We start from the raw sequence: 19,886 nt of genomic DNA, 5'->3' as shown, positions 1-19,886 counted from the left end.
GACCCAGCGCTTTCGCGAGCAGGCTCGCTCCCACAAAGGTTGTGGATGATGCTGGTATTTCAGGCAATAAAAAGCCCCGCCAGGCTTTCACCGGGCGGGGCTTTTTATTGGCTTCAGGAATTACACGAGTGGTTTAGGCTCGTGCTCTTTTTCCTGGGCTTCTTCGCGCTGTTCAACCGCGTCCTGAACGGAGCGTGGTGCTTCAGCGATCACCGCTTCAACCGATGCTTCTTCCGCGACCGGGGCAGGGGCTGCCTCGACCACTTCAGCCGCAGCGGCTGGTTCGGCAGCCACTGGCGCTGCAGCGGCAGCCAGTTCGGCTTCCTTCTGCAGACGCTCGGCTTCACGCTTGCGACGACGCACTTCACGCGGGTCGTTTGGCGCACGGCCGTTTGGCGTCAGGGCGCTGACCGGAGCCGGAGCTTCAACCACCGGGGCTGGCGATTCGACTGCGGCTGGTGCTTCTTCAGCCTGAGCTTTTGCAACTGGTGCTTCGACAGCTGGTGCTTCAACCACTGGCTCTGGAGCCGGTTCGGCCGCTACAACTACTGGTTCGGAAACCATGGCCTGCGGTACTTCGGCTTCAGCGACTGGCGCTGGAGCTTCGGTGACGGCTGGCTCGGCAACCCAGTTGAACGCAGTCTGCTCTTCGCGAACTTCACGCACGGTTTTGGTCACGTTTTCGCTGACGGTTTCGGTCGCTGGTTCGGATTCAGCAACTGGCGCTTCAACGACAGCTTCCGGTTCGGCAGGCGCTTCAACCTGAGGCTGAGCTTCGCGGACCGGGGCGACTTCGATTTCCGGTGCAGCAGTCACTTCCACTGGAGTGGTGGCTTCGACAACCGGCGCTTCGACTGGAGCGGTTTCCAGTGTGGCGGCAGTGGCGCGTTCAGCCTGCTCGTGAGCTTCGGCTTCTGCCGGAGCGCTGATGGTGCTGCTGGCAACGGCAGCGGTGACAGCCAGGCCAGCGGCCAGATCGGCAGTGCTTGGCTCGCCAGCGTTTTCAGCGGACTCGGATTCTTCCGAACCTTCGATCACATTGCCGTTGGCATCACGTTGACGCTCGCGACGGTTGCTGCGACGACGCTGGCCACGGGAGCGACGACGTGGACGATCGCCTTCGGCGTTGTCCTGACCGTCTTCCGGCAGTTGCTCTTCGTTGTTGCTGTTCACTTCTTCTTCAGCAACGGCAGCAGCGGCCTGCTCGGCACGCGGTTGACGCTCTTCACGCGGCGCACGCGGGGCGCGTTCTTCGCGTGGCTGACGGGCCGGACGCTCTTCAGCGGTCACGGCAGCAACGGCTGCGACTGGCGCGGCGTCCAGTGGCTCGCGCAGTTCACGCACACGCTCTTCACGCTCGCCACGCGGCTTGCGATCTTCACGCGGTGCACGCGGTGCACGTTCTTCACGCGGGGCACGTGGTGCGCGCTCTTCGCGGGCTACCGGCGCTTCGCTGCGGGTTTCACGCGGCTCACGGGCTTCACGTGGCTGACGCTCTTCGCGCGGCTCGCGTGGTGCGCGCTCTTCACGTGGAGCACGGTCTTCGCGCGGCTTGCGTTCTTCATCACGACGACCGTTGCGGTTGCGGCTCTGCTGACGACCGTTGCGACGCTCTTCGTTGCGGGCAGGACGCTCGGTGGCAGCCGGTTTCGCAACGGCAACCGGTGCGGCTGGCTCTTCCTTGGTGGCGAACAGGCTGACCAGCGACTTCACCAGACCCTTGAACAGGCTTGGCTCAGGCGCGGCAGCTGGTGCTGGAGCAGGTGCGGCAGGTGCAACTTCAGTCGGCACCGGTGCGTTGGCACGGGCCGGCGCAGTTTTCACTGCAGCTTCCTGGCGAACCAGAGTGCGGGTCGCAGCGGCTGGCTGGACTTCTTCGACTTCGGCAGCGGCCGCAGCGATTTCGTAGCTGGACTGGTTGGTCGCGGCTTCCGGGCTGTCGTCACGCAGACGCTGAACTTCAAAGTGCGGCGTCTCGAGGTGATCGTTCGGCAGAATGACGATACGGGCACGGGTGCGCAGTTCGATCTTGGTGATCGAGTTGCGTTTTTCGTTGAGCAGGAACGCAGCGACCGGGATCGGCACCTGCGCGCGAACTTCGGCGGTACGGTCTTTCAGGGCTTCTTCTTCGATCAGGCGCAGGATGGCCAGCGACAGCGATTCAACGTCACGGATGATGCCGGTGCCGTTGCAACGCGGGCAGACGATGCCGCTGCTTTCGCCCAGCGATGGACGCAGGCGCTGACGGGACATTTCCAGCAGGCCGAAACGCGAGATACGACCGATCTGCACGCGGGCGCGGTCAGCTTCCAGGCATTCACGGACTTTCTCTTCCACGGCGCGCTGGTTCTTCGCCGGGGTCATATCGATGAAGTCGATGACGATCAGGCCGCCGATGTCGCGCAGGCGCAACTGACGGGCGATTTCTTCGGCGGCTTCAAGGTTGGTCTGCAGCGCTGTTTCTTCGATGTCGCTGCCTTTGGTGGCGCGCGCCGAGTTGATGTCGATGGACACCAGGGCTTCGGTCGGATCGATGACGATGGAGCCGCCGGAAGGCAGTTCGACGACGCGCTGGAACGCGGTCTCGATCTGGCTTTCGATCTGGAAACGGTTGAACAGTGGCACGCTGTCTTCGTACAGCTTGATCTTGCTGGCGTACTGCGGCATCACCTGGCGGATGAAGGTCAGGGCTTCGTCCTGGGCTTCAACGCTGTCGATCAGCACTTCGCCGATGTCCTGGCGCAGGTAATCGCGGATGGCGCGGATGATCACGTTGCTTTCCTGGTAGATCAGGAATGGCGCGGAGCGATCCAGCGAGGCTTCTTTGATGGCGGTCCACAGTTGCAGCAGGTAATCAAGGTCCCACTGCATTTCTTCGCTGCTGCGGCCCAGGCCGGCAGTGCGCACGATCAGACCCATGTCGGCCGGAGCAACCAGACCGTTCAGCGCTTCACGCAGTTCGTTGCGTTCTTCGCCTTCGATGCGACGGGAGATGCCGCCGGCACGCGGGTTGTTCGGCATCAGTACGAGGTAACGACCGGCCAGGCTGATGAAGGTGGTCAGGGCGGCGCCCTTGTTCCCACGTTCTTCTTTCTCGACCTGAACGATGACTTCCTGGCCTTCGCTCAGGACGTCCTTGATGTTGACGCGGCCTTCTGGGGCTTTCTTGAAGTATTCGCGGGAGATTTCTTTGAGGGGCAGGAAGCCGTGGCGCTCGGAGCCGAAATCGACAAAGGCAGCCTCAAGGCTTGGTTCGATGCGAGTGATACGGCCTTTATAGATGTTGGCCTTCTTCTGCTCGCGTGCACCGGATTCGATGTCCAGGTCGTAGAGGCGTTGGCCATCTACCAGTGCAACACGCAACTCTTCGGGTTGAGTTGCGTTAATCAGCATTCTTTTCATGTAGTACCGTCGGTTTCCGGGCTGCCGGAAACGGCGTTCGGCACACACGACTTCTCACGGTCGGTGTCAGGTGCGTCGGGAGTGGTTGGCCATTCCCGTGTCCAGCGATGTGCGGCCAATTGGGCCGATACCGCGACGTACGCGTCCTGCTTGCTGTGGCTACTTAAGCACTCAGTCAGGAGGAGGAATCAACCAGCGGCTGTGGACGAGATGAAGCGTCTTGATCAAAGCTTGTTGCTACACAGTCCGGCGGTTGTGCATCTCCACCCTACACGTATCCCTGATAATTCGGGTGCTGCCGCGCGCAGAATCCGCAGCGGGTTGGCATTTACCGTGAGCTCCGAAAGGGGAGGTCACGCATCATGGCTAATTCAGGCGATGTTTCCGAAGCAATCGCTCGGGGTCATTCGCAGTCGACTGCACTTTGTGAACTGGCCTCGAATGTCGCCTGCCTGGCGAGTCAGAACTCTGCCCGGCGGTGTAATTCAGGCCTCATGTCACCTGCGCTCGTTACAACCGCAAACTCCACCGTTACGTAGCGAAAGCCCCGTAGGACGGCCTCGCGCCCTGGTGAATTGCGTTGGTCAGGGCCGGTCTTTGACCGTGGTTCCGCTGTCCAGGCCGCTTTTGGCGGCGTTCGCGACTATAGCAGCAATGATTAAGTGCTTCAATTCCATAAAAATTGTTATCATCCGCGGCATGACAACTACTGCCCCTTCGACTCCAGGCGTTCAACTGCTTGAAGTCTCGCCGGAGTATGCCGGCCAACGAATCGACAACTTTCTCCTCGCCCGGCTCAAAGGCGTGCCCAAGACCTTGATTTACCGCATTTTGCGCAAAGGCGAAGTGCGCGTGAACAAAGGTCGGATCAAGCCCGAATACAAGCTGCAGGCCGGCGACATCGTGCGCGTGCCGCCGGTTCGCGTGCCTGAGCGCGACGAACCGGTGCCGCTGGCCCAGGGGCTGTTGCAGCGCCTGGAAGCCTCGATTGTCTTCGAAGACAAGGCCCTGATCGTCATCAACAAGCCCGCCGGCATTGCGGTTCATGGCGGCAGCGGGCTGAATTTCGGCGTGATCGAAGCCTTTCGTCAGTTGCGTCCCGACGCCAAGGAACTGGAGCTGGTTCACCGTCTCGACCGTGACACCTCCGGCCTGCTGATGATCGCCAAAAAACGCAGCATGTTGCGCCACCTGCACGAGCAGTTGCGCGGCGATGGCGTCGACAAGCGCTACATGGCGCTGGTCCGTGGCAACTGGGCAACCTCGATCAAGCAGGTTCGCGCTCCGCTGCTCAAGAGCAATCTGCGTTCCGGCGAGCGCATGGTCGAAGTCAATGACGAGGGCAAAGAAGCCCTGACGCTGTTCAAGGTGCTGCGCCGCTTCGGTGATTTTGCCACCATGGTCGAAGCTAAACCGGTTACCGGTCGTACCCACCAGATTCGCGTGCACACCTTGCATGCTGGCCATTGCATTGCCGGTGACAGTAAGTATGGCGACGAGGATTTCACCAAGGAAATCCGCGATTTGGGCGGTAAGCGTCTGTTCCTGCACGCTTACATGCTGACGGTGCCGCTGCCCGACGGCGGCAAGCTGAATCTGCAAGCGCCCGTCGATGAAATGTGGGCCAAGACCGTGGAGCGATTGAGTGCGCCCATCTGATTACAAGCTGCTGATTTTCGACTGGGACGGCACCCTTGCCGATTCCATCCATCGGATCGTCGAGGCCATGCACTCGGCGTCCGGGCGTTCCGGTTTCGAGCTGCGCGATGACTTCGCTGTCAAAGGCATCATCGGTCTCGGCTTGCCGGAGGCGATTCGCACGCTGTACCCCGAAATCAGCGACGCAGAAATGCTCGCGTTTCGTGAGTATTACGCCGATCACTACATCGCTGCCGAAGCCGTGCCGTCGCCGCTGTTCGAGGGCGTGGTCGAGTCGATGGCATCGTTTCGCGAGCAGGGTTATCACCTGGCGGTAGCGACGGGCAAGAACCGTCGCGGACTGGATCGGGTGCTCAAGGCCAATGGCTGGGAAGATTATTTCGATATCACCCGCGCCGCCGATGAAACTGCCAGCAAGCCACACCCTCTGATGCTTGAGCAGATCGTCAGCCACTGCGGCGTACGTCCGGAGCAGGCGTTGATGGTCGGCGATTCGTCGTTCGACCTGCTGATGGCACGCAACGCGGGGATGGATTCGGTGGCGGTCAGTTACGGCGCGCAATCGATCGAGTCCCTGCAACAGTTCGAGCCGCGCCTGTCGATCGACCGTTTTTCTGAATTGCACGCCTGGCTGGGTCAGCAGGCTTAATACGTTTTTGCTGGGGTAGATGGCATGACCGACGAATGGAAAGCACCGGCCAAGGCAAGTGCCGACGACGGTGACGCGAAAAGCTGGAAGCTGTTGGAAAAGACTTTGCTGGCCGGCGTGCAGGAACAACGCCGTTCGCGGCGCTGGGGGATTTTCTTCAAGCTGCTGACGTTTGTTTATCTGTTTGTTGCGCTGCTGCTGTTCACGCCGCTGATGGACATGGAAAAAACCGCCACCCGCGGCCCGAACTACACGGCGTTGATCGAGATCGACGGCGTAATCGCCGACAAGGAGCCGGCCAGCGCCGACAATATCGTTGGCAGCCTGCGTGCGGCGTTCGAAGACAAGAAGGTCAAGGGCGTGGTCCTGCGCATCAATAGCCCGGGTGGCAGTCCGGTGCAGTCTGGCTATGTCTATGACGAGATCAAGCGTCTGCGTGGGTTGCATCCGGAGATCAAGCTCTACGCAGTGATTTCCGATCTTGGTGCTTCGGGCGCCTATTACATCGCCAGCGCGGCGGATCAGATCTATGCCGACAAGGCCAGTCTGGTCGGCTCGATCGGCGTGACGGCGGCGGGTTACGGTTTCGTTGGCACCATGGAAAAACTCGGGGTTGAGCGCCGCACCTATACCTCGGGCGAGCACAAGGCATTCCTGGATCCGTTCCAGCCGCAAAAGCCTGAAGAAACCGCATTCTGGCAAAGCGTGCTGGACACCACGCACAAGCAGTTCATCAACAGCGTCAAGCAGGGCCGTGGCGATCGTCTGAAGGACAAAGAGCATCCGGAGCTGTTTTCCGGGCTGGTCTGGTCGGGTGAGCAGGCGCTGCCGCTAGGCCTGATCGATGGCTTGGGCAATGCCAGTTCGGTGGCGCGTGATGTGATTGGCGAGAAGGAGCTGGTGGACTTCACCGTGCAGGAGTCGCCGTTCGATCGCTTCTCGAAAAAGCTCGGCGCCAGCGTGGCCGAGCAGTTGGCGATGTGGATGGGTTTCCACGGGCCTTCGTTGCGGTAAATCGTTTCAAGGTCAGAAGATCGCAGGTCAACGGCAGCTCTTGCACAATCGGTGTAGGAGCTGCCGAAGGCTGCGATCTTTTGCTTTCAAGGGATTTGCACACCCTCGACCAACAACATATCGATCAGGCGAATCAGCGGCAGGCCGATCAGGCTGGTGGCATCCGGGCCTTCGGTCGATTGAAACAGGCTTACGCCCAGTCCTTCGGCCTTGAAGCTGCCGGCGCAGTCGTACGGTTGCTCGATGCGCAGATAGCGCTCGATGCGTGCCTGATCCAGCTGGCGCATGTGCACGGTAAACGGTACGCAGTCGACCTGGCATTGCCCGGTCTGGCTGTTGAGCAGCGCCAGGCCGGTCAGGAAGGTCACGCTCGCGCCGCTCGCCGCCATCAATTGCTCGCGAGCCTTCTCGAAGGTGTGCGGCTTGCCGATGATCTGTTCGCCGAGGACGGCAACCTGATCCGAGCCAATGATCAGATGAGCAGGGTGGCTGTCCGCCAAGGCCCGGGCCTTTTCTTCGGCGAGACGTTTGACCAGATCGATTGCGGACTCGCCCGGGCGGTGGCTTTCGTCGATGTCCGGCGAGCTGCAGACGAACGGCAGGTGCAGGCGGGCGAGCAATTCGCGGCGATAAGTCGAGCTTGAAGCGAGTAATAAAGGCAGCATGGACGTCTCCTGAGGCAGGTGCGGATTCTAGCGGAGGCGCGCAAGTGACGGACAGGGCACAATTTCCTTTGACATGGGTGGGTGCATCCCTATAATGCTGCGCCTATGTTGAATGACCCGATTCCACCTCACGTTGACCCGCGCAAATTGGCTGACCGTGGCACCACCCTTCAAGGTGAACTGCTGCTGGCCGATTTGAAGAGACTCTGCGACCCGCTTTCCGACGATGTCGGTACGGTGCAGGCCAAATTCGTTTTTGAACGAGATGAACGTAAGTCTGTGGTCATCCACAGCTTTATCGACACCGAAGTCAAAATGGTTTGCCAGCGTTGTCTTGAGCTGGTCACCCTGCCGATCCACAGCGAATGCAGTTACGCGGTGGTGAAGGAGGGTGCGAATACCCAGTCGTTGCCGAAAGGTTATGACGTGCTGGAACTGGGCGAAGATCCATTGGATCTGCAGTCACTGATCGAGGAGGAGCTTCTGCTCGCCTTGCCCATTGTGCCTGCTCATCATCCGGAAGAATGCCAGCAGCCGGCGGGAGCAGATGAGCCCGAACCGAGCGAGGACGAGGTAACGCGGTCCAACCCGTTCAGTGTATTGGCGCAGTTAAAGCGTGACCCAAACGTTTAGGAGTTAATCAATTATGGCTGTTCAGCAGAACAAAAAATCCCGCTCTGCCCGTGACATGCGCCGTTCGCACGACGCTCTCGAGGCTAGCACCCTGTCTGTAGAAAAAACCACTGGTGAAGTTCACCTGCGTCACCACGTATCGCCAGAAGGCGTATACCGTGGCCGTAAAGTGATCGACAAGGGCGCTGACGAGTAATCACTTGTCTGCTCAAGTCATCGCGATTGACGCAATGGGCGGGGACTTCGGTCCCCGCAGCATTGTTCAGGCCAGTCTCGCTTGCCTGTCTGCTACACCCTCGCTGCACCTGACCCTCGTCGGTCAACCCTCCCTTCTTGAAGAACTGATCCACGGCCAGTCGGCTGCCGATCGCGCGCGCCTGACGATTGTCGCGGCGAGCGAAGTCATCACCATGGACGAAAAACCCGCCCAAGCCCTGCGTGGCAAGCCGGATTCGTCGATGCGTGTAGCCCTTGAACTGCTGCGCGATGGCAAGGTGCAGGCCTGTGTCAGCGCCGGCAATACCGGTGCGTTGATGGCCTTGTCACGATTCGTGCTGAAGACATTGCCCGGCATTGATCGTCCGGCCATGGTCGCGGCGATTCCGACGCAGACCGGTTATTGCCAGCTGCTCGATCTGGGCGCCAACGTCGATTGCAGTGCCGAGCACCTGTTGCAGTTCGCGGTGATGGGCTCGGTCGCTGCGCAGACCCTGGGTATCGCCCGTCCGCGTGTGGCACTGCTGAACATCGGCACCGAAGACATCAAGGGCAATCAGCAGGTCAAACTGGCCGCCACGTTGTTGCAGGCTGCGCGCGGGATCAACTACATCGGTTTTATCGAAGGCGACGGCTTGTATCGCGGTGAGGCCGACGTGGTGGTGTGTGACGGCTTCGTCGGCAACATCCTGCTCAAGTCCAGCGAAGGTCTGGCGACGATGATTGCTGCGCGGATCGAGGCTTTGTTCAAGAAAAACTTCGCTTCGCGCGCTGTCGGCGTTCTCGCGCTGCCGTTGATGAAGCGTCTGCAGGCCGACCTGGCCCCGGCGCGACATAATGGCGCAAGCTTTCTCGGCTTGCAGGGCATCGTCGTGAAAAGCCACGGATCGGCCGGGGTACAGGGCTTTCAGAGTGCCATTCAACGGGCGCTGATCGAGATTCAAGAGAACCTCCCCGAGCGTCTCCACGGTCGTCTGGAGGAGCTGTTGTCTTAGGCGTTTTCGTCGGACAATGCTTAAATGTGACCGCCCGGTTCAAAGGGCCATCCAAACTGTCAGTTTCTGGCGTCCCCAACGGGGCGTTATTTTCCGACGACAAGATCATTAGGGGCTTGTTACATGTCTGCTTCCCTCGCATTCGTCTTTCCAGGACAGGGTTCGCAGTCCCTCGGCATGCTGGCCGAGCTGGGCGCGCAACATCCGCTGATCCTCGAAACCTTTCAAGAAGCCTCTGCTGCGCTGGGCTACGACCTGTGGGCACTGACCCAACAGGGTCCGGAAGAGCTGCTCAATCAAACCGACAAAACCCAACCAGCCATTCTGACCGCTTCGATCGCCCTGTGGCGTCTGTGGCTGGCCGAAGGCGGCGCGCGTCCGGCGTTTGTCGCCGGCCACAGCCTGGGTGAATACAGCGCGCTGGTTGCCGCCGGCAGCCTGACCCTGGCTGACGCGGTCAAGCTCGTCGAGCGCCGTGGCCAGTTGATGCAGGAAGCGGTGCCGGCCGGGCAAGGCGGCATGGCCGCGATCCTCGGCCTGGAAGATGCCGACGTGCTGGCTGCCTGCGCCGAAGCGGCGCAAGGCGAAGTCGTCAGCGCAGTGAATTTCAACTCGCCGGGCCAAGTGGTGATCGCCGGTGCCAAGGCGGCCGTCGAGCGCGCCATCGAGGGTTGCAAGGCCCGTGGTGCCAAGCGCGCCATGCCATTGCCGGTGAGCGTGCCGTCGCACTGCGAGCTGATGCGTCCGGCTGCCGAGCGTTTCGCCGAATCCATCGCCGCCATCGACTGGCAGGCGCCGCAGATCCCGGTGGTGCAGAACGTCAGCGCACAAGTGCCAGCCGATCTGGAAACCCTCAAGCGCGATCTGCTCGAACAGCTCTACAAGCCAGTGCGCTGGGTTGAATCGGTGCAGACTTTGGCCGCCAAGGGCGCGACCAATCTGGTTGAATGCGGCCCGGGCAAAGTCCTCGCTGGCCTGAACAAACGTTGCGCCGAAGGCGTTTCGACTTCCAATCTCAATACCCCAGACGCCTTCGCTGCCGCTCGCGCAGCGCAGGCCTGAATCAGGAGAAACTTGCATGAGTCTGCAAGGTAAAGTTGCACTGGTTACCGGTGCAAGCCGCGGCATCGGCCAGGCCATCGCGCTGGAACTGGGTCGTCAGGGCGCCATCGTTGTCGGCACCGCGACCTCCGCGTCGGGCGCCGAGCGCATTGCCGCGACCCTGAAGGAAAACGGTATCCAGGGCGCCGGTTTCGAACTCAATGTCACCAGCGACGAATCGGTCAGCGCCGTGCTGGCAGGCATTCAGGAGCAGTTCGGTGCGCCGGTGGCGATTCTGGTCAATAATGCCGGTATCACCCGCGATAACCTGATGATGCGCATGAAAGACGACGAGTGGTACGACGTGATCGATACCAACTTGAACAGTCTGTATCGCCTGTCCAAGGGCGTTTTGCGTGGCATGACCAAGGCGCGCTGGGGTCGAATTATCAGTATTGGCTCGGTAGTGGGTGCCATGGGCAACGCCGGCCAAGTAAACTATGCAGCCGCCAAGGCCGGTCTGGAAGGTTTCAGCCGGGCGATGGCGCGTGAAGTCGGTTCGCGTTCGATTACGGTCAACTCGGTAACCCCAGGGTTCATCGACACCGATATGACCCGCGAGCTGCCTGAAGCACAGCGTGAAGCCTTGCAGACGCAGATTCCGCTGGGTCGTCTGGGGCAAGCTCAAGAGATCGCGTCCGTGGTCGCTTTTCTTGCATCTGACGGTGCGGCATACGTTACCGGGGCTACAATCCCGGTGAACGGTGGGATGTACATGTAAGTAAAATGTGACGGATTGCTTCAAAAAAATGTCATACGAGCTGTCTAAAATCCGTTATAAAGCTGCAATCTATTTATAGGCAGAGGGTCGCAGGGTTTGAGGAGTGAAGCTTTCAGTTGAAAAGCTGAAAAGTCTTTCTATACACTTACCCACTGGCCAGCTGCCTGAATTTGTCCATTAGGAGTGAAAACAAGGTATGAGCACCATCGAAGAGCGCGTCAAGAAAATCGTTGCCGAGCAACTGGGTGTTAAAGAAGAAGAAGTGGTCAACACCGCTTCCTTCGTAGAAGACCTGGGTGCCGACTCCCTTGACACCGTTGAGCTGGTGATGGCTCTGGAAGAGGAATTCGAGACCGAAATCCCTGACGAAGAAGCTGAAAAGATCACTACTGTACAAGCTGCAATCGACTACGTTACCAGCCACCAGGCGTAATAGTTTGTAATCGTTGCTTGCTGTCATGGAAAAACCGCACTGCCATCATGGCGTGCGGTTTTTTCTTTAGGCCTGATGCAAAGTCGTCATTTGAAAAAGGAGAGTGCTGTGTCGCGTAGACGCGTCGTAGTCACCGGTATGGGTATGTTGTCGCCACTGGGCACGGATGTGCCGAGCAGTTGGCAGGGCATTCTGGCTGGCCGCAGTGGCATTGGTCTGATCGAACACACCGACCTTTCTGCCTATTCGACCCGCTTCGGTGGTTCGGTCAAGGGCTTCAATGTCGAGGAATACCTGTCGGTCAAGGAAGCGCGCAAGCTCGACCTGTTCATTCAGTACGGCCTCGCCGCAGGCTTCCAAGCCGTGCGCAACGCCGGTCTGGAAGTCACCGATGCCAACCGTGAACGCATTGGCGTGGCCATGGGTTCGGGGATTGGCGGTCTGACCAACATCGAAGAGACCAGCCGCACCCTGCACGAGACCGGTCCGCGACGGATCTCGCCGTTCTTTGTGCCTGGCTCGATCATCAATATGATTTCCGGTTTCCTGTCCATCCACCTAGGTGCACAGGGGCCTAACTACGCCATCGCTACTGCATGTACCACCGGTACGCACTGTATCGGCATGGCCGCGCGCAACATCATGTACGACGAAGCCGACGTGATGATTGCCGGCGGTGCGGAAATGGCTGCCTGCGGTCTGGGCATGGGCGGCTTCGGCGCATCCCGTGCGCTGTCGACCCGCAACGACGAGCCAACCCGCGCCAGCCGTCCGTGGGACAAGGGCCGCGACGGCTTCGTTCTGTCCGATGGTGCTGGCGCTCTGGTTCTCGAAGAGCTGGAGCACGCCAAGGCCCGTGGCGCCACGATCTACGCCGAGCTGATCGGTTTCGGCACCAGTGGCGATGCGTTCCACATGACCTCGCCACCCGCCGATGGCGCCGGTGCCGCGCGCTGCATCACCAATGCCCTGCGCGACGCGAAGATCAATGTCGATCAAGTGCAGTACATCAACGCCCACGGCACCTCGACCCCGGCCGGCGACCTTGCCGAAGCCAATGCGATCAAGTCGGTGTTCGGCGATCACGCCTACAAGCTGGCCGTCAGCTCGACCAAGTCGATGACCGGCCACCTGTTGGGTGCGGCGGGCGCGGTCGAAGCGATTTTCAGCGTGCTGGCGATCAACAGCCAGGTGGCACCGCCGACCATCAACCTTGATGAACCGGACGAAGGCTGCGATCTCGATTTCGTTGCGCACACCGCGCGCAACATGGACATCGATGTCGTGCTGTCCAACTCCTTCGGTTTTGGCGGCACCAACGGCACTCTGGCGTTTCGCCGGTTCGCCGGCTGATGGACAGCTGGGTCGACGGTCAACCGGCTGACGTGCTGTCGCTGAAAGATCGCGGCCTGGCTTACGGCGATGGTCTGTTCGAGACCATTGCCGTGCGCAGTGCTCGGCCGATTCTGCTGGATCGGCACCTGACGCGTCTGGCTGATGGCTGCGCGCGTCTGGCCATCGCGACCGATCTCGAGCTGGTTCGCCATGAGCTGCTCAGCTATGCCGCTGCGATGGGCGAGGGCGTGCTCAAGCTTATCCTCACTCGGGGTGACGGCTTGCGTGGTTATGCGCCCGATCCTGCGGCGCAGGGCCGACGCATCCTGCAAGGCAATCCGCCGGCAGCGTATCCCGCTGCCCATGCCGAGCACGGCATCCGCCTGTTTCCCTGCAACACGCGTTTATCTACGCAGCCGTTGTTGGCCGGGCTCAAACATCTGAATCGACTGGAACAGGTGCTCGCCCGCGCCGAATGGCAGGACAGCGAGCATGCCGAAGGCTTGATGCTCGATCAGGCCGGGCGCGTCGTCGAAGGTGTGTACAGCAATATTTTCCTGGTGCGCGACGGTGGCTTGATCACGCCCGACTTGAAGCGCTGCGGCGTCGCTGGGGTGATGCGCGCGGAAATATTGTTTCAGGCCGAGTCGCTGGCCATCCCCACGCAAATCGCCGATATCAGCCTCGAACAGCTGCAATGGGCTGATGAAGTGTTTGTCTGCAACAGCGTTTATGGCGTCTGGCCGGTACGCGCCTGTGCTGCACTGAGCTGGCCGGTTGGCCCGCTCACCCGTAAACTGCAAACCATTGCCCGCGCGCTACTGGATGCTTGATTCGTGAGACGTAAACTTTTGCTGCTGCTGGAAACCGGACTGGTTCTGGCAGGGCTGCTGTTGGGCGCCAGCGCCTGGAAAATTCATTCGGCGCTGGAACAGCCCCTGAACATCCCGCAGGAACAACTGCTGGATGTGCCGAAAGGCTCTACACCGACCCGTACCTTCCTTGAACTCGAAACCGATGGCGTCATCAAGGACGCGTTCTGGCTGCGCGTCTACTGGCGCTTCAACCTCGCCGGCACACCGATTCACAGCGGCGAATACCGCATGCAGCCGGGCATGACCGTCAACGGTCTGATCGATTCGTGGAAGCGCGGCGACGTGGTTCAGTACAGCCTAACCCTGGTCGAAGGCTGGACTTTCCATCAAGTGCGCGCCGCCCTGGCCAAGGACGACAAGCTCGAGCAGACCCTCACCGGCCTGAGCGACAGCGATGTGATGGCGAAGATCGGCCACAAAGGGTTGTTCCCTGAAGGCCGGTTCTTCCCGGACACCTATCGTTTCGTGCGCGGCATGTCCGATGCCGAGCTGCTGAAAAAGGCCTTTGATCGTCTCGATGAAGTGCTCGCCAAAGAGTGGGCGCAGCGTTCTGCCGATGTGCCTTACAGCGAACCTTATCAAGCGCTGATCATGGCCTCGCTGGTCGAGAAAGAGACCGGTGTTCCGCAGGAGCGTGGGCAGATTGCCGGGGTGTTTGTGCGGCGCATGGCGTTGGGCATGCAGTTGCAGACGGATCCGACGGTGATCTATGGCCTCGGCGATCGCTACACCGGCAAGCTGACCCGCGCGCATCTGAAAGAACCGACACCCTATAACACCTACGTGATTCCCGGTTTGCCGCCGACGCCGATTGCGATGGTCGGGCGCGAGGCGATTCATGCTGCGCTCAACCCGGTGGAGGGCAGCAGCCTGTATTTCGTCGCCCGTGGCGATGGCAGCCATGTGTTCTCCGATGATCTGGATGCGCACAACAACGCAGTGCGTGAATACCAGCTCAAGCGCCGCGCCGATTACCGTTCCAGCCCGGCACCAGTAACCGCGCCGGCCACCGATGTGGCGATTCCGGCGGCCTCGCCGAACACCGCGCCCGAGGCGCTGCCGCAAGTGCCGCCGCAAGAACCTGCGCCAGCCCCGGAACCGGACGCCGCTGCACCGCAGAACGCGCAATGACTTTGATGAAGGACTGCCTGTGACTGGCTTGTTTATTACCCTGGAAGGCCCGGAAGGCGCGGGCAAGAGCACCAATCGCGAATACCTCGCCGAGCGCCTGCGCGCCGCCGGTATCGAAGTGCTGCTCACCCGTGAGCCTGGCGGTACACCGCTGGCCGAACGGATTCGTGATGTCCTGCTGACCCCGGCCGACGAAGTGATGCACCCGGACGCCGAGCTGTTGCTGGTGTTCGCCGCGCGGGCCCAGCATCTGGCAGAGGTGATTCGTCCGGCGCTGGCGCGTGGCGCCGTGGTGCTGTGCGATCGTTTCACCGACTCGACATACGCCTATCAGGGCGGCGGTCGTGGTTTGTCACTGGAGCGCATTGCTACGCTGGAAACTTTCGTGCAGGGCGACTTGCGGCCCGATCTGACCTTGATTTTCGACCTGCCCGTTGAAATCGGCCTGGCCCGCGCCAGTGCCCGTGGTCGACTGGATCGTTTCGAACTCGAAGGCCGGGCGTTTTTCGAGAACGTGCGCAATGCGTTCCTGAAACGCGCCGAAGCCGACCCGTCGCGCTACGTGCGCATCGATGCCGGTCAGCCATTGGCCAAGGTGCAGCAATCGCTGGACACCTTGCTACCGAATTTGCTGGAGCTGGCCCGTGGCTGAAGCCTATCCATGGCAGGACAGCCTTTGGCAGCAACTGGCCGGACGCACTCAGCATGCTCACGCTTATCTGCTGCACGGTCCGGCCGGTATCGGCAAGCGTGCGCTCGCCGAACGCTTAATGGCCAGCCTGTTGTGCCAGCGTCCGACGCCTGAGGCGTGCGGCGAGTGCAAATCCTGCTTGCTGCTCAAGGCCGGCAGTCATCCGGACAATTACATCCTGGAGCCGGAAGAGGCGGACAAGGCGATCAAGGTCGATCAGGTTCGTGATCTGGTCAGTTTCGTCGTGCAGACCGCGCAGCTCGGCGGGCGCAAAGTGGTGTTGATCGAGCCGGTCGAGTCGATGAACATCAACGCTGCCAACGCCTTGCTCAAAAGCCTTGAAGAGCCGTCCGGCGATACCGTGCTGCTATTGGTCAGCCATCAGCCGAGCCGTTTGTTGCCAACCATCAAGAGCCGTTGCGTGCAGCAGGCCTGCCCGCTGCCGGGCGAGGCGATGAGTCTGCAATGGCTGGCCCAGGCGCTGCCGGATTGCGCGGAGGAAGAGCGCGTCGAACTGCTGACCCTCGCCGCCGGGTCGCCGCTGATGGCGGTCAGCCTGCAATCGCAAGGTGTGCGTGAACAACGTGCACAAGTGGTCGAAGGCGTGAAGAAGCTGCTCAAGGGTCAGCAATCGCCGACGCAACTGGCGGAAGAGTGGAAAAGCATTCCGATGCTGCGTCTGTTCGACTGGTTCTGCGACTGGTCGAGCCTGATCCTGCGCTATCAACTGACTCAGGACGAAGCCGGTCTCGGCCTGGCCGATATGCGCAAGGTCGTGCAGTACCTGGCCCAGAAAAGCGCGCAGGGTAAAGTGCTGGATATTCAAGACTGGATTCTCGCCCAGCGACAGAAAGTGCTGAGCAAGGCCAACCTCAATCCGGCCCTGTTGCTGGAAGCATTGTTGGTGCAATGGGTGGGATTGCCTGGTCAAAGATAAGAATGTGTACCTAGACTCTGAAGATCAGCAGTGGAGGTGAACATGATTGAACCTGTCAGCCCGGGGCCGCGTAACGGCATCTTGTCCCTGACCATCAAGGACAAGTCGGTGCTCTACGCCGCCTACATGCCGTTCATCAAGAATGGCGGACTGTTCATCCCGACCAACAAAAGCTACCGGTTGGGCGACGAGGTGTTCATGCTGTTGCACCTGATGGATGAAGCGGAAAAAATTCCGGTCGCCGGCAAAGTCGCCTGGATCACCCCCAAAGGCGCACAAGGCAATCGCGCCGCCGGTGTCGGTGTGCAATTCAACGACGGCGACGACACCGCGCGCAGTCGCATCGAAACTCATCTGGCCGGAGCGCTGAAATCCGACCGTCCCACTCATACGATGTAAGTTGCAGTCCTTTTTATGCTCGTAGATTCCCATTGTCACCTTGACCGTCTCGACCTCGCCGCCCATGACGGCTCGCTGGATGCCGCACTCGCTGCGGCCCGTGAGCGCGGGGTCGGACACTTTTTGTGCATTGGCGTCAGCGCCGACAACGCCGCCGACGTCAAAGGCCTCGCCGAGCGTTATGTCGATGTCGATTGCTCGGTCGGCGTGCATCCACTGGATGTGCAGCCGGGCGCGGCACCGGCGCTGGACTGGCTGCTGCACGAACTCGATCACCCGAAAGTGGTGGCGATCGGCGAAACCGGTCTCGACTATCACTACGAGCCGGAAGCTGCCGAGTTGCAGCAGGAGTCGTTTCGCCTGCACCTGCAAGCGGCGCAGCAGACCGGCAAACCGGTGATCATCCACACCCGTGGCGCTCGTGCCGACACCCTGGAACTGCTGCGCGAAGCGGCGCTGCCCCAGGCGGGTGTGTTGCATTGCTTCACCGAAGACTGGGACATGGCCAAAGCGGCGCTGGACATGGGCTATTACATTTCCCTGTCGGGCATTGTTACGTTCCGCAATGCCGACGCCTTGCGTGACGTGGCGAGCAAGGTGCCGGCCGATCGCCTGCTGGTGGAAACCGATTCGCCGTATCTGGCGCCGATTCCGTATCGCGGCAAGCCGAACCTGCCGCAGTACGTGCGCGAAGTCGCGGAGTTTCTAGCAATGCTGCGTGGTGAGAACTACGAGCGCTTTGCCGAGCAGACCACGGAAAACTTCAAGCGCTTGTTCCCGCTGGCGAGTGTTAAATCTGCCGTATGACGGCAGGCCAAATCGCAGGCAAAAAAAACCCGGGTTCTGGGGGGTGAATCCGGGTTAAGACCATTAGGAGTAAAACAAAGGCACGCGGTCCGTTGGTACCTTTACCGGCACGACACTTGGGGGAGATGTCGCCCGACAGTTCAAGTATTGATCAGTCTGGCGTGCAGTCCAGTGAGCCGGTCGGGGTTTTTAAACAAATTTGGAATACGTTTGCTTCAGTTGAGTTCTCATTGCCCCCGATTCGTTCTCGAAATGAACAAGAAACACAGATTTGGTCGATGAACCGTGCTTTTTTGCGCAAGTTAGGCATAATACGCGGCTTCGAATTTTGACCCTTCAGACCTTTTTCTTATGCATAAAGAACCTCGTAAGGTCCGTGAATTTCGTCGCCGCGAGCAGGAAATTCTCGATACCGCGCTCAAGCTGTTCCTCGACCAGGGTGAAGACAGTGTCACCGTCGAGATGATTGCTGATGCCGTGGGTATCGGCAAAGGCACGATCTACAAGCACTTCAAATCTAAGGCGGAGATCTACTTGCGCCTGATGCTCGACTACGAGCGCGATCTGAACGAGCTGCTGCATTCGGCCGATGTCGACAAGGACAAGGAAGCGCTGTCGCGCGCCTACTTCGAATTCCGCATGCGCGACCCGCAGCGCTATCGCCTGTTCGACCGCCTCGAAGAGAAAGTGGTCAAGGGCAATCAGGTGCCGGAGATGGTCGAGGAACTGCACAAGATCCGTGCCTCGAACTTCGAACGCCTGACCCTGCTGATCAAGGGTCGCATCAGCGAAGGCAAGCTCGAAGACGTGCCGCCGTACTTCCACTACTGCGCATCCTGGGCGCTGGTGCACGGCGCGGTGGCGCTGTATCACTCGCCATTCTGGAGCAATGTGCTGGAAGATCAGGAAGGCTTCTTCCAGTTCCTGATGGACATCGGCGTGCGCATGGGCAACAAGCGCAAGCGCGACCCGGAAACGCCGAGCACCTAAGTCATTCAGCGGGCTGATTGCGCCGTGTTTTCACAACATGGCGCAATAGCGCAGGAATATACTCAGGCATAGGGCTTGCTAAAACCTGATTTCTCAGTCAAGTTTTGCTCGCTCGATTTTCTTTCGCCGGAGTGTTTCATGATCGTTGACCGTCAAGGCAGGCGTTTTCGCAATCTGCGCATCAGCCTGACCTCTGCCTGCAATTACGCCTGTACCTACTGCGTGCCCAACGGCAAGCGGTTGGTCGCTGCGCAGGATGAGCTGTCGGCCGAAGCCATGGCGCGCGGCGTCGAATACCTGATCGAAGCGGCCGGCATCGAGCGCCTGCGCATCACTGGCGGCGAGCCACTGGTCAGCCCCAAACTCGAATCGTTCATGACTGCCGTCGGCCAGATGGGCCTCGACGACATCAGCCTGACCACCAATGGTCAACTCCTCGCGAAAAAACTGCCGCTGCTGGTCGATGCCGGTCTGCGTCGGATCAACGTTTCCCTCGACACTCTTGATGCCGCTGCTTTTCGCAGCATCGCTCGGGGCGGCGATCTGGCCAGCGTGCTCGATGGCATGGATCAGGCTGCCGTTGCCGGGATGAAGATCAAGGTCAACATGGTGCCGTTGCGCGGGCAAAACCTCGATCAGGTCATGCCGTTGCTTGATTACTGTCTGGAGCGCGGCTTCGAACTGCGCTTCATCGAGCTGATGCGCATGGGCCACCTGGCCAAGGATTCCAATGCCTTCCTGCAGCAGTTCGTCAGCCTTGAGCAGTTGCTCGGCCTGATTGGCGAGCGCTATGAATACGCCCAGACCGACGCACCGGTGGACGCCACGGCTGTGCGCTATGCGATTCCCGGTCGCGGCACTTTCGGGGTGATCGCCAACGAAAGTGTGCCGTTCTGCCGTACGTGTTCGCGCTTGCGCCTGTCATCGACCGGTTGGCTGCATGGCTGTTTGTCGTCGAGCAACCGCCACTATGTCGGCGATCTGCTCGACAAGCCGCGCCACCAGGCGTTGCCGGCGCTGCAACGTTTGCTGGTCAAGGCGTTGGGTGACAAGCAGGAGGTGGCGTTCTCTGGCGGCGCTACTGTCATGAAGATCATTGGCGGCTGATTAACCGCCTTCGCGAGCAGGCTCGCTCCCACATTTGGAATGCATTTCAATTGTGGGAGCGAGCCTGCTCGCGAATGCCTCTATCACTGAATTTGCCGAGCTGGCGCAAAAGCTGCATTCAACGGC

At 60.2% G+C, this 19,886-nt stretch carries 20 protein-coding genes; 18 read left to right on the top strand and 2 right to left on the bottom strand.

Annotation, left to right across the window (positions count from 1 at the left end; translation table 11 throughout):
• Window positions 1-120 precede the first annotated feature (120 nt).
• Window positions 121-3,402 carry a ribonuclease E gene (rne, locus tag NF676_RS19795; protein ID WP_252886642.1) on the bottom strand — a complete coding sequence of 1,094 codons (3,282 nt, stop codon included), beginning with the start codon at window positions 3,400-3,402 and terminating at the stop codon, window positions 121-123.
• A gap of 699 nt (window positions 3,403-4,101) precedes the next feature.
• Here rne and rluC point away from each other — a divergent pair.
• From rluC to sppA, 3 genes are read left to right on the top strand one after another with little or no spacing between them, the layout of a single operon-like run.
• Window positions 4,102-5,061 (top strand): 23S rRNA pseudouridine(955/2504/2580) synthase RluC, encoded by a 960-nt coding sequence (rluC, locus tag NF676_RS19790; RefSeq protein WP_016770994.1) that lies wholly within the window; start codon window positions 4,102-4,104, stop codon window positions 5,059-5,061.
• Window positions 5,048-5,710: an HAD-IA family hydrolase gene (locus tag NF676_RS19785; protein WP_236168399.1), complete on the top strand. Its 663-nt coding sequence runs from the start codon at window positions 5,048-5,050 to the stop codon at window positions 5,708-5,710. The genes rluC and NF676_RS19785 overlap by 14 nt, the downstream gene beginning before the upstream one ends.
• A 24-nt stretch (window positions 5,711-5,734) precedes the next feature.
• The gene (gene sppA / locus NF676_RS19780; protein ID WP_056788236.1) at window positions 5,735-6,724 is read left to right on the top strand and encodes a signal peptide peptidase SppA; all 990 of its coding nucleotides are present in this window, start codon (window positions 5,735-5,737) and stop codon (window positions 6,722-6,724) included.
• 86 nt (window positions 6,725-6,810) lie between these two features.
• Here the strand turns inward: sppA and NF676_RS19775 are convergent, their stop codons facing one another.
• Window positions 6,811-7,389: a Maf family protein gene (locus tag NF676_RS19775; RefSeq protein ID WP_071173215.1), complete on the bottom strand. Its 579-nt coding sequence runs from the start codon at window positions 7,387-7,389 to the stop codon at window positions 6,811-6,813.
• Between the two features lie 105 nt (window positions 7,390-7,494).
• Between NF676_RS19775 and NF676_RS19770 the strand changes: the two genes are divergently transcribed.
• The 15 genes from NF676_RS19770 (at window position 7,495) to NF676_RS19700 (ending at window position 19,760) form a co-directional block, all read left to right on the top strand.
• On the top strand, window positions 7,495-8,022 hold the full coding sequence (locus NF676_RS19770) for a YceD family protein (RefSeq protein WP_003204262.1): 528 nt from the start codon (window positions 7,495-7,497) through the stop codon (window positions 8,020-8,022).
• 13 nt (window positions 8,023-8,035) lie between these two features.
• Window positions 8,036-8,218, top strand: coding sequence for a 50S ribosomal protein L32 (rpmF, locus tag NF676_RS19765; RefSeq protein ID WP_003179396.1), 183 nt, complete (start codon window positions 8,036-8,038; stop codon window positions 8,216-8,218).
• A 4-nt stretch (window positions 8,219-8,222) separates the two neighbouring features.
• Window positions 8,223-9,233 (top strand): phosphate acyltransferase PlsX, encoded by a 1,011-nt coding sequence (plsX, locus tag NF676_RS19760; RefSeq protein ID WP_082530305.1) that lies wholly within the window; start codon window positions 8,223-8,225, stop codon window positions 9,231-9,233.
• Between the two features lie 123 nt (window positions 9,234-9,356).
• Window positions 9,357-10,295: an ACP S-malonyltransferase gene (fabD, locus tag NF676_RS19755; RefSeq protein WP_056788244.1), complete on the top strand. Its 939-nt coding sequence runs from the start codon at window positions 9,357-9,359 to the stop codon at window positions 10,293-10,295.
• A gap of 16 nt (window positions 10,296-10,311) precedes the next feature.
• Window positions 10,312-11,055 (top strand): 3-oxoacyl-ACP reductase FabG, encoded by a 744-nt coding sequence (gene fabG, locus NF676_RS19750; RefSeq protein ID WP_016770989.1) that lies wholly within the window; start codon window positions 10,312-10,314, stop codon window positions 11,053-11,055.
• A 196-nt stretch (window positions 11,056-11,251) separates the two neighbouring features.
• Window positions 11,252-11,488 carry an acyl carrier protein gene (gene acpP, locus NF676_RS19745; RefSeq protein ID WP_003175607.1) on the top strand — a complete coding sequence of 79 codons (237 nt, stop codon included), beginning with the start codon at window positions 11,252-11,254 and terminating at the stop codon, window positions 11,486-11,488.
• Window positions 11,489-11,596: 108 nt separating this feature from the next.
• Window positions 11,597-12,841, top strand: coding sequence for a beta-ketoacyl-ACP synthase II (gene fabF / locus NF676_RS19740; protein ID WP_038860467.1), 1,245 nt, complete (start codon window positions 11,597-11,599; stop codon window positions 12,839-12,841).
• Window positions 12,841-13,656 (top strand): aminodeoxychorismate lyase, encoded by an 816-nt coding sequence (gene pabC, locus NF676_RS19735; protein WP_056788247.1) that lies wholly within the window; start codon window positions 12,841-12,843, stop codon window positions 13,654-13,656. The genes fabF and pabC overlap by 1 nt, the downstream gene beginning before the upstream one ends.
• A gap of 3 nt (window positions 13,657-13,659) precedes the next feature.
• A complete protein-coding gene (gene mltG / locus NF676_RS19730; RefSeq protein ID WP_252886641.1) occupies window positions 13,660-14,829 on the top strand; it encodes an endolytic transglycosylase MltG in 1,170 nt (389 codons plus the stop codon).
• A gap of 19 nt (window positions 14,830-14,848) precedes the next feature.
• Window positions 14,849-15,481 (top strand): dTMP kinase, encoded by a 633-nt coding sequence (tmk, locus tag NF676_RS19725; RefSeq protein WP_016770985.1) that lies wholly within the window; start codon window positions 14,849-14,851, stop codon window positions 15,479-15,481.
• Window positions 15,474-16,457, top strand: coding sequence for a DNA polymerase III subunit delta' (locus NF676_RS19720; protein ID WP_252886640.1), 984 nt, complete (start codon window positions 15,474-15,476; stop codon window positions 16,455-16,457). The genes tmk and NF676_RS19720 overlap by 8 nt, the downstream gene beginning before the upstream one ends.
• A 42-nt stretch (window positions 16,458-16,499) precedes the next feature.
• A complete protein-coding gene (locus NF676_RS19715; RefSeq protein ID WP_016770983.1) occupies window positions 16,500-16,856 on the top strand; it encodes a PilZ domain-containing protein in 357 nt (118 codons plus the stop codon).
• A 15-nt stretch (window positions 16,857-16,871) separates the two neighbouring features.
• Window positions 16,872-17,663, top strand: a complete 792-nt coding sequence (locus NF676_RS19710; RefSeq protein ID WP_252886639.1) for a TatD family hydrolase — start codon at window positions 16,872-16,874, stop codon at window positions 17,661-17,663.
• Window positions 17,664-18,014: 351 nt separating this feature from the next.
• On the top strand, window positions 18,015-18,653 hold the full coding sequence (locus tag NF676_RS19705; RefSeq protein ID WP_016770981.1) for a TetR/AcrR family transcriptional regulator: 639 nt from the start codon (window positions 18,015-18,017) through the stop codon (window positions 18,651-18,653).
• Between the two features lie 138 nt (window positions 18,654-18,791).
• Window positions 18,792-19,760: a GTP 3',8-cyclase MoaA gene (locus tag NF676_RS19700; protein WP_252886638.1), complete on the top strand. Its 969-nt coding sequence runs from the start codon at window positions 18,792-18,794 to the stop codon at window positions 19,758-19,760.
• Window positions 19,761-19,886: the final 126 nt, after the last annotated feature.

Origin of the sequence: Pseudomonas siliginis, from assembly GCF_024072275.1 — a bacterium.
GTDB lineage: Bacteria > Pseudomonadota > Gammaproteobacteria > Pseudomonadales > Pseudomonadaceae > Aquipseudomonas > Aquipseudomonas siliginis.
This window is presented reverse-complemented; position numbering and strand designations above follow the sequence as displayed.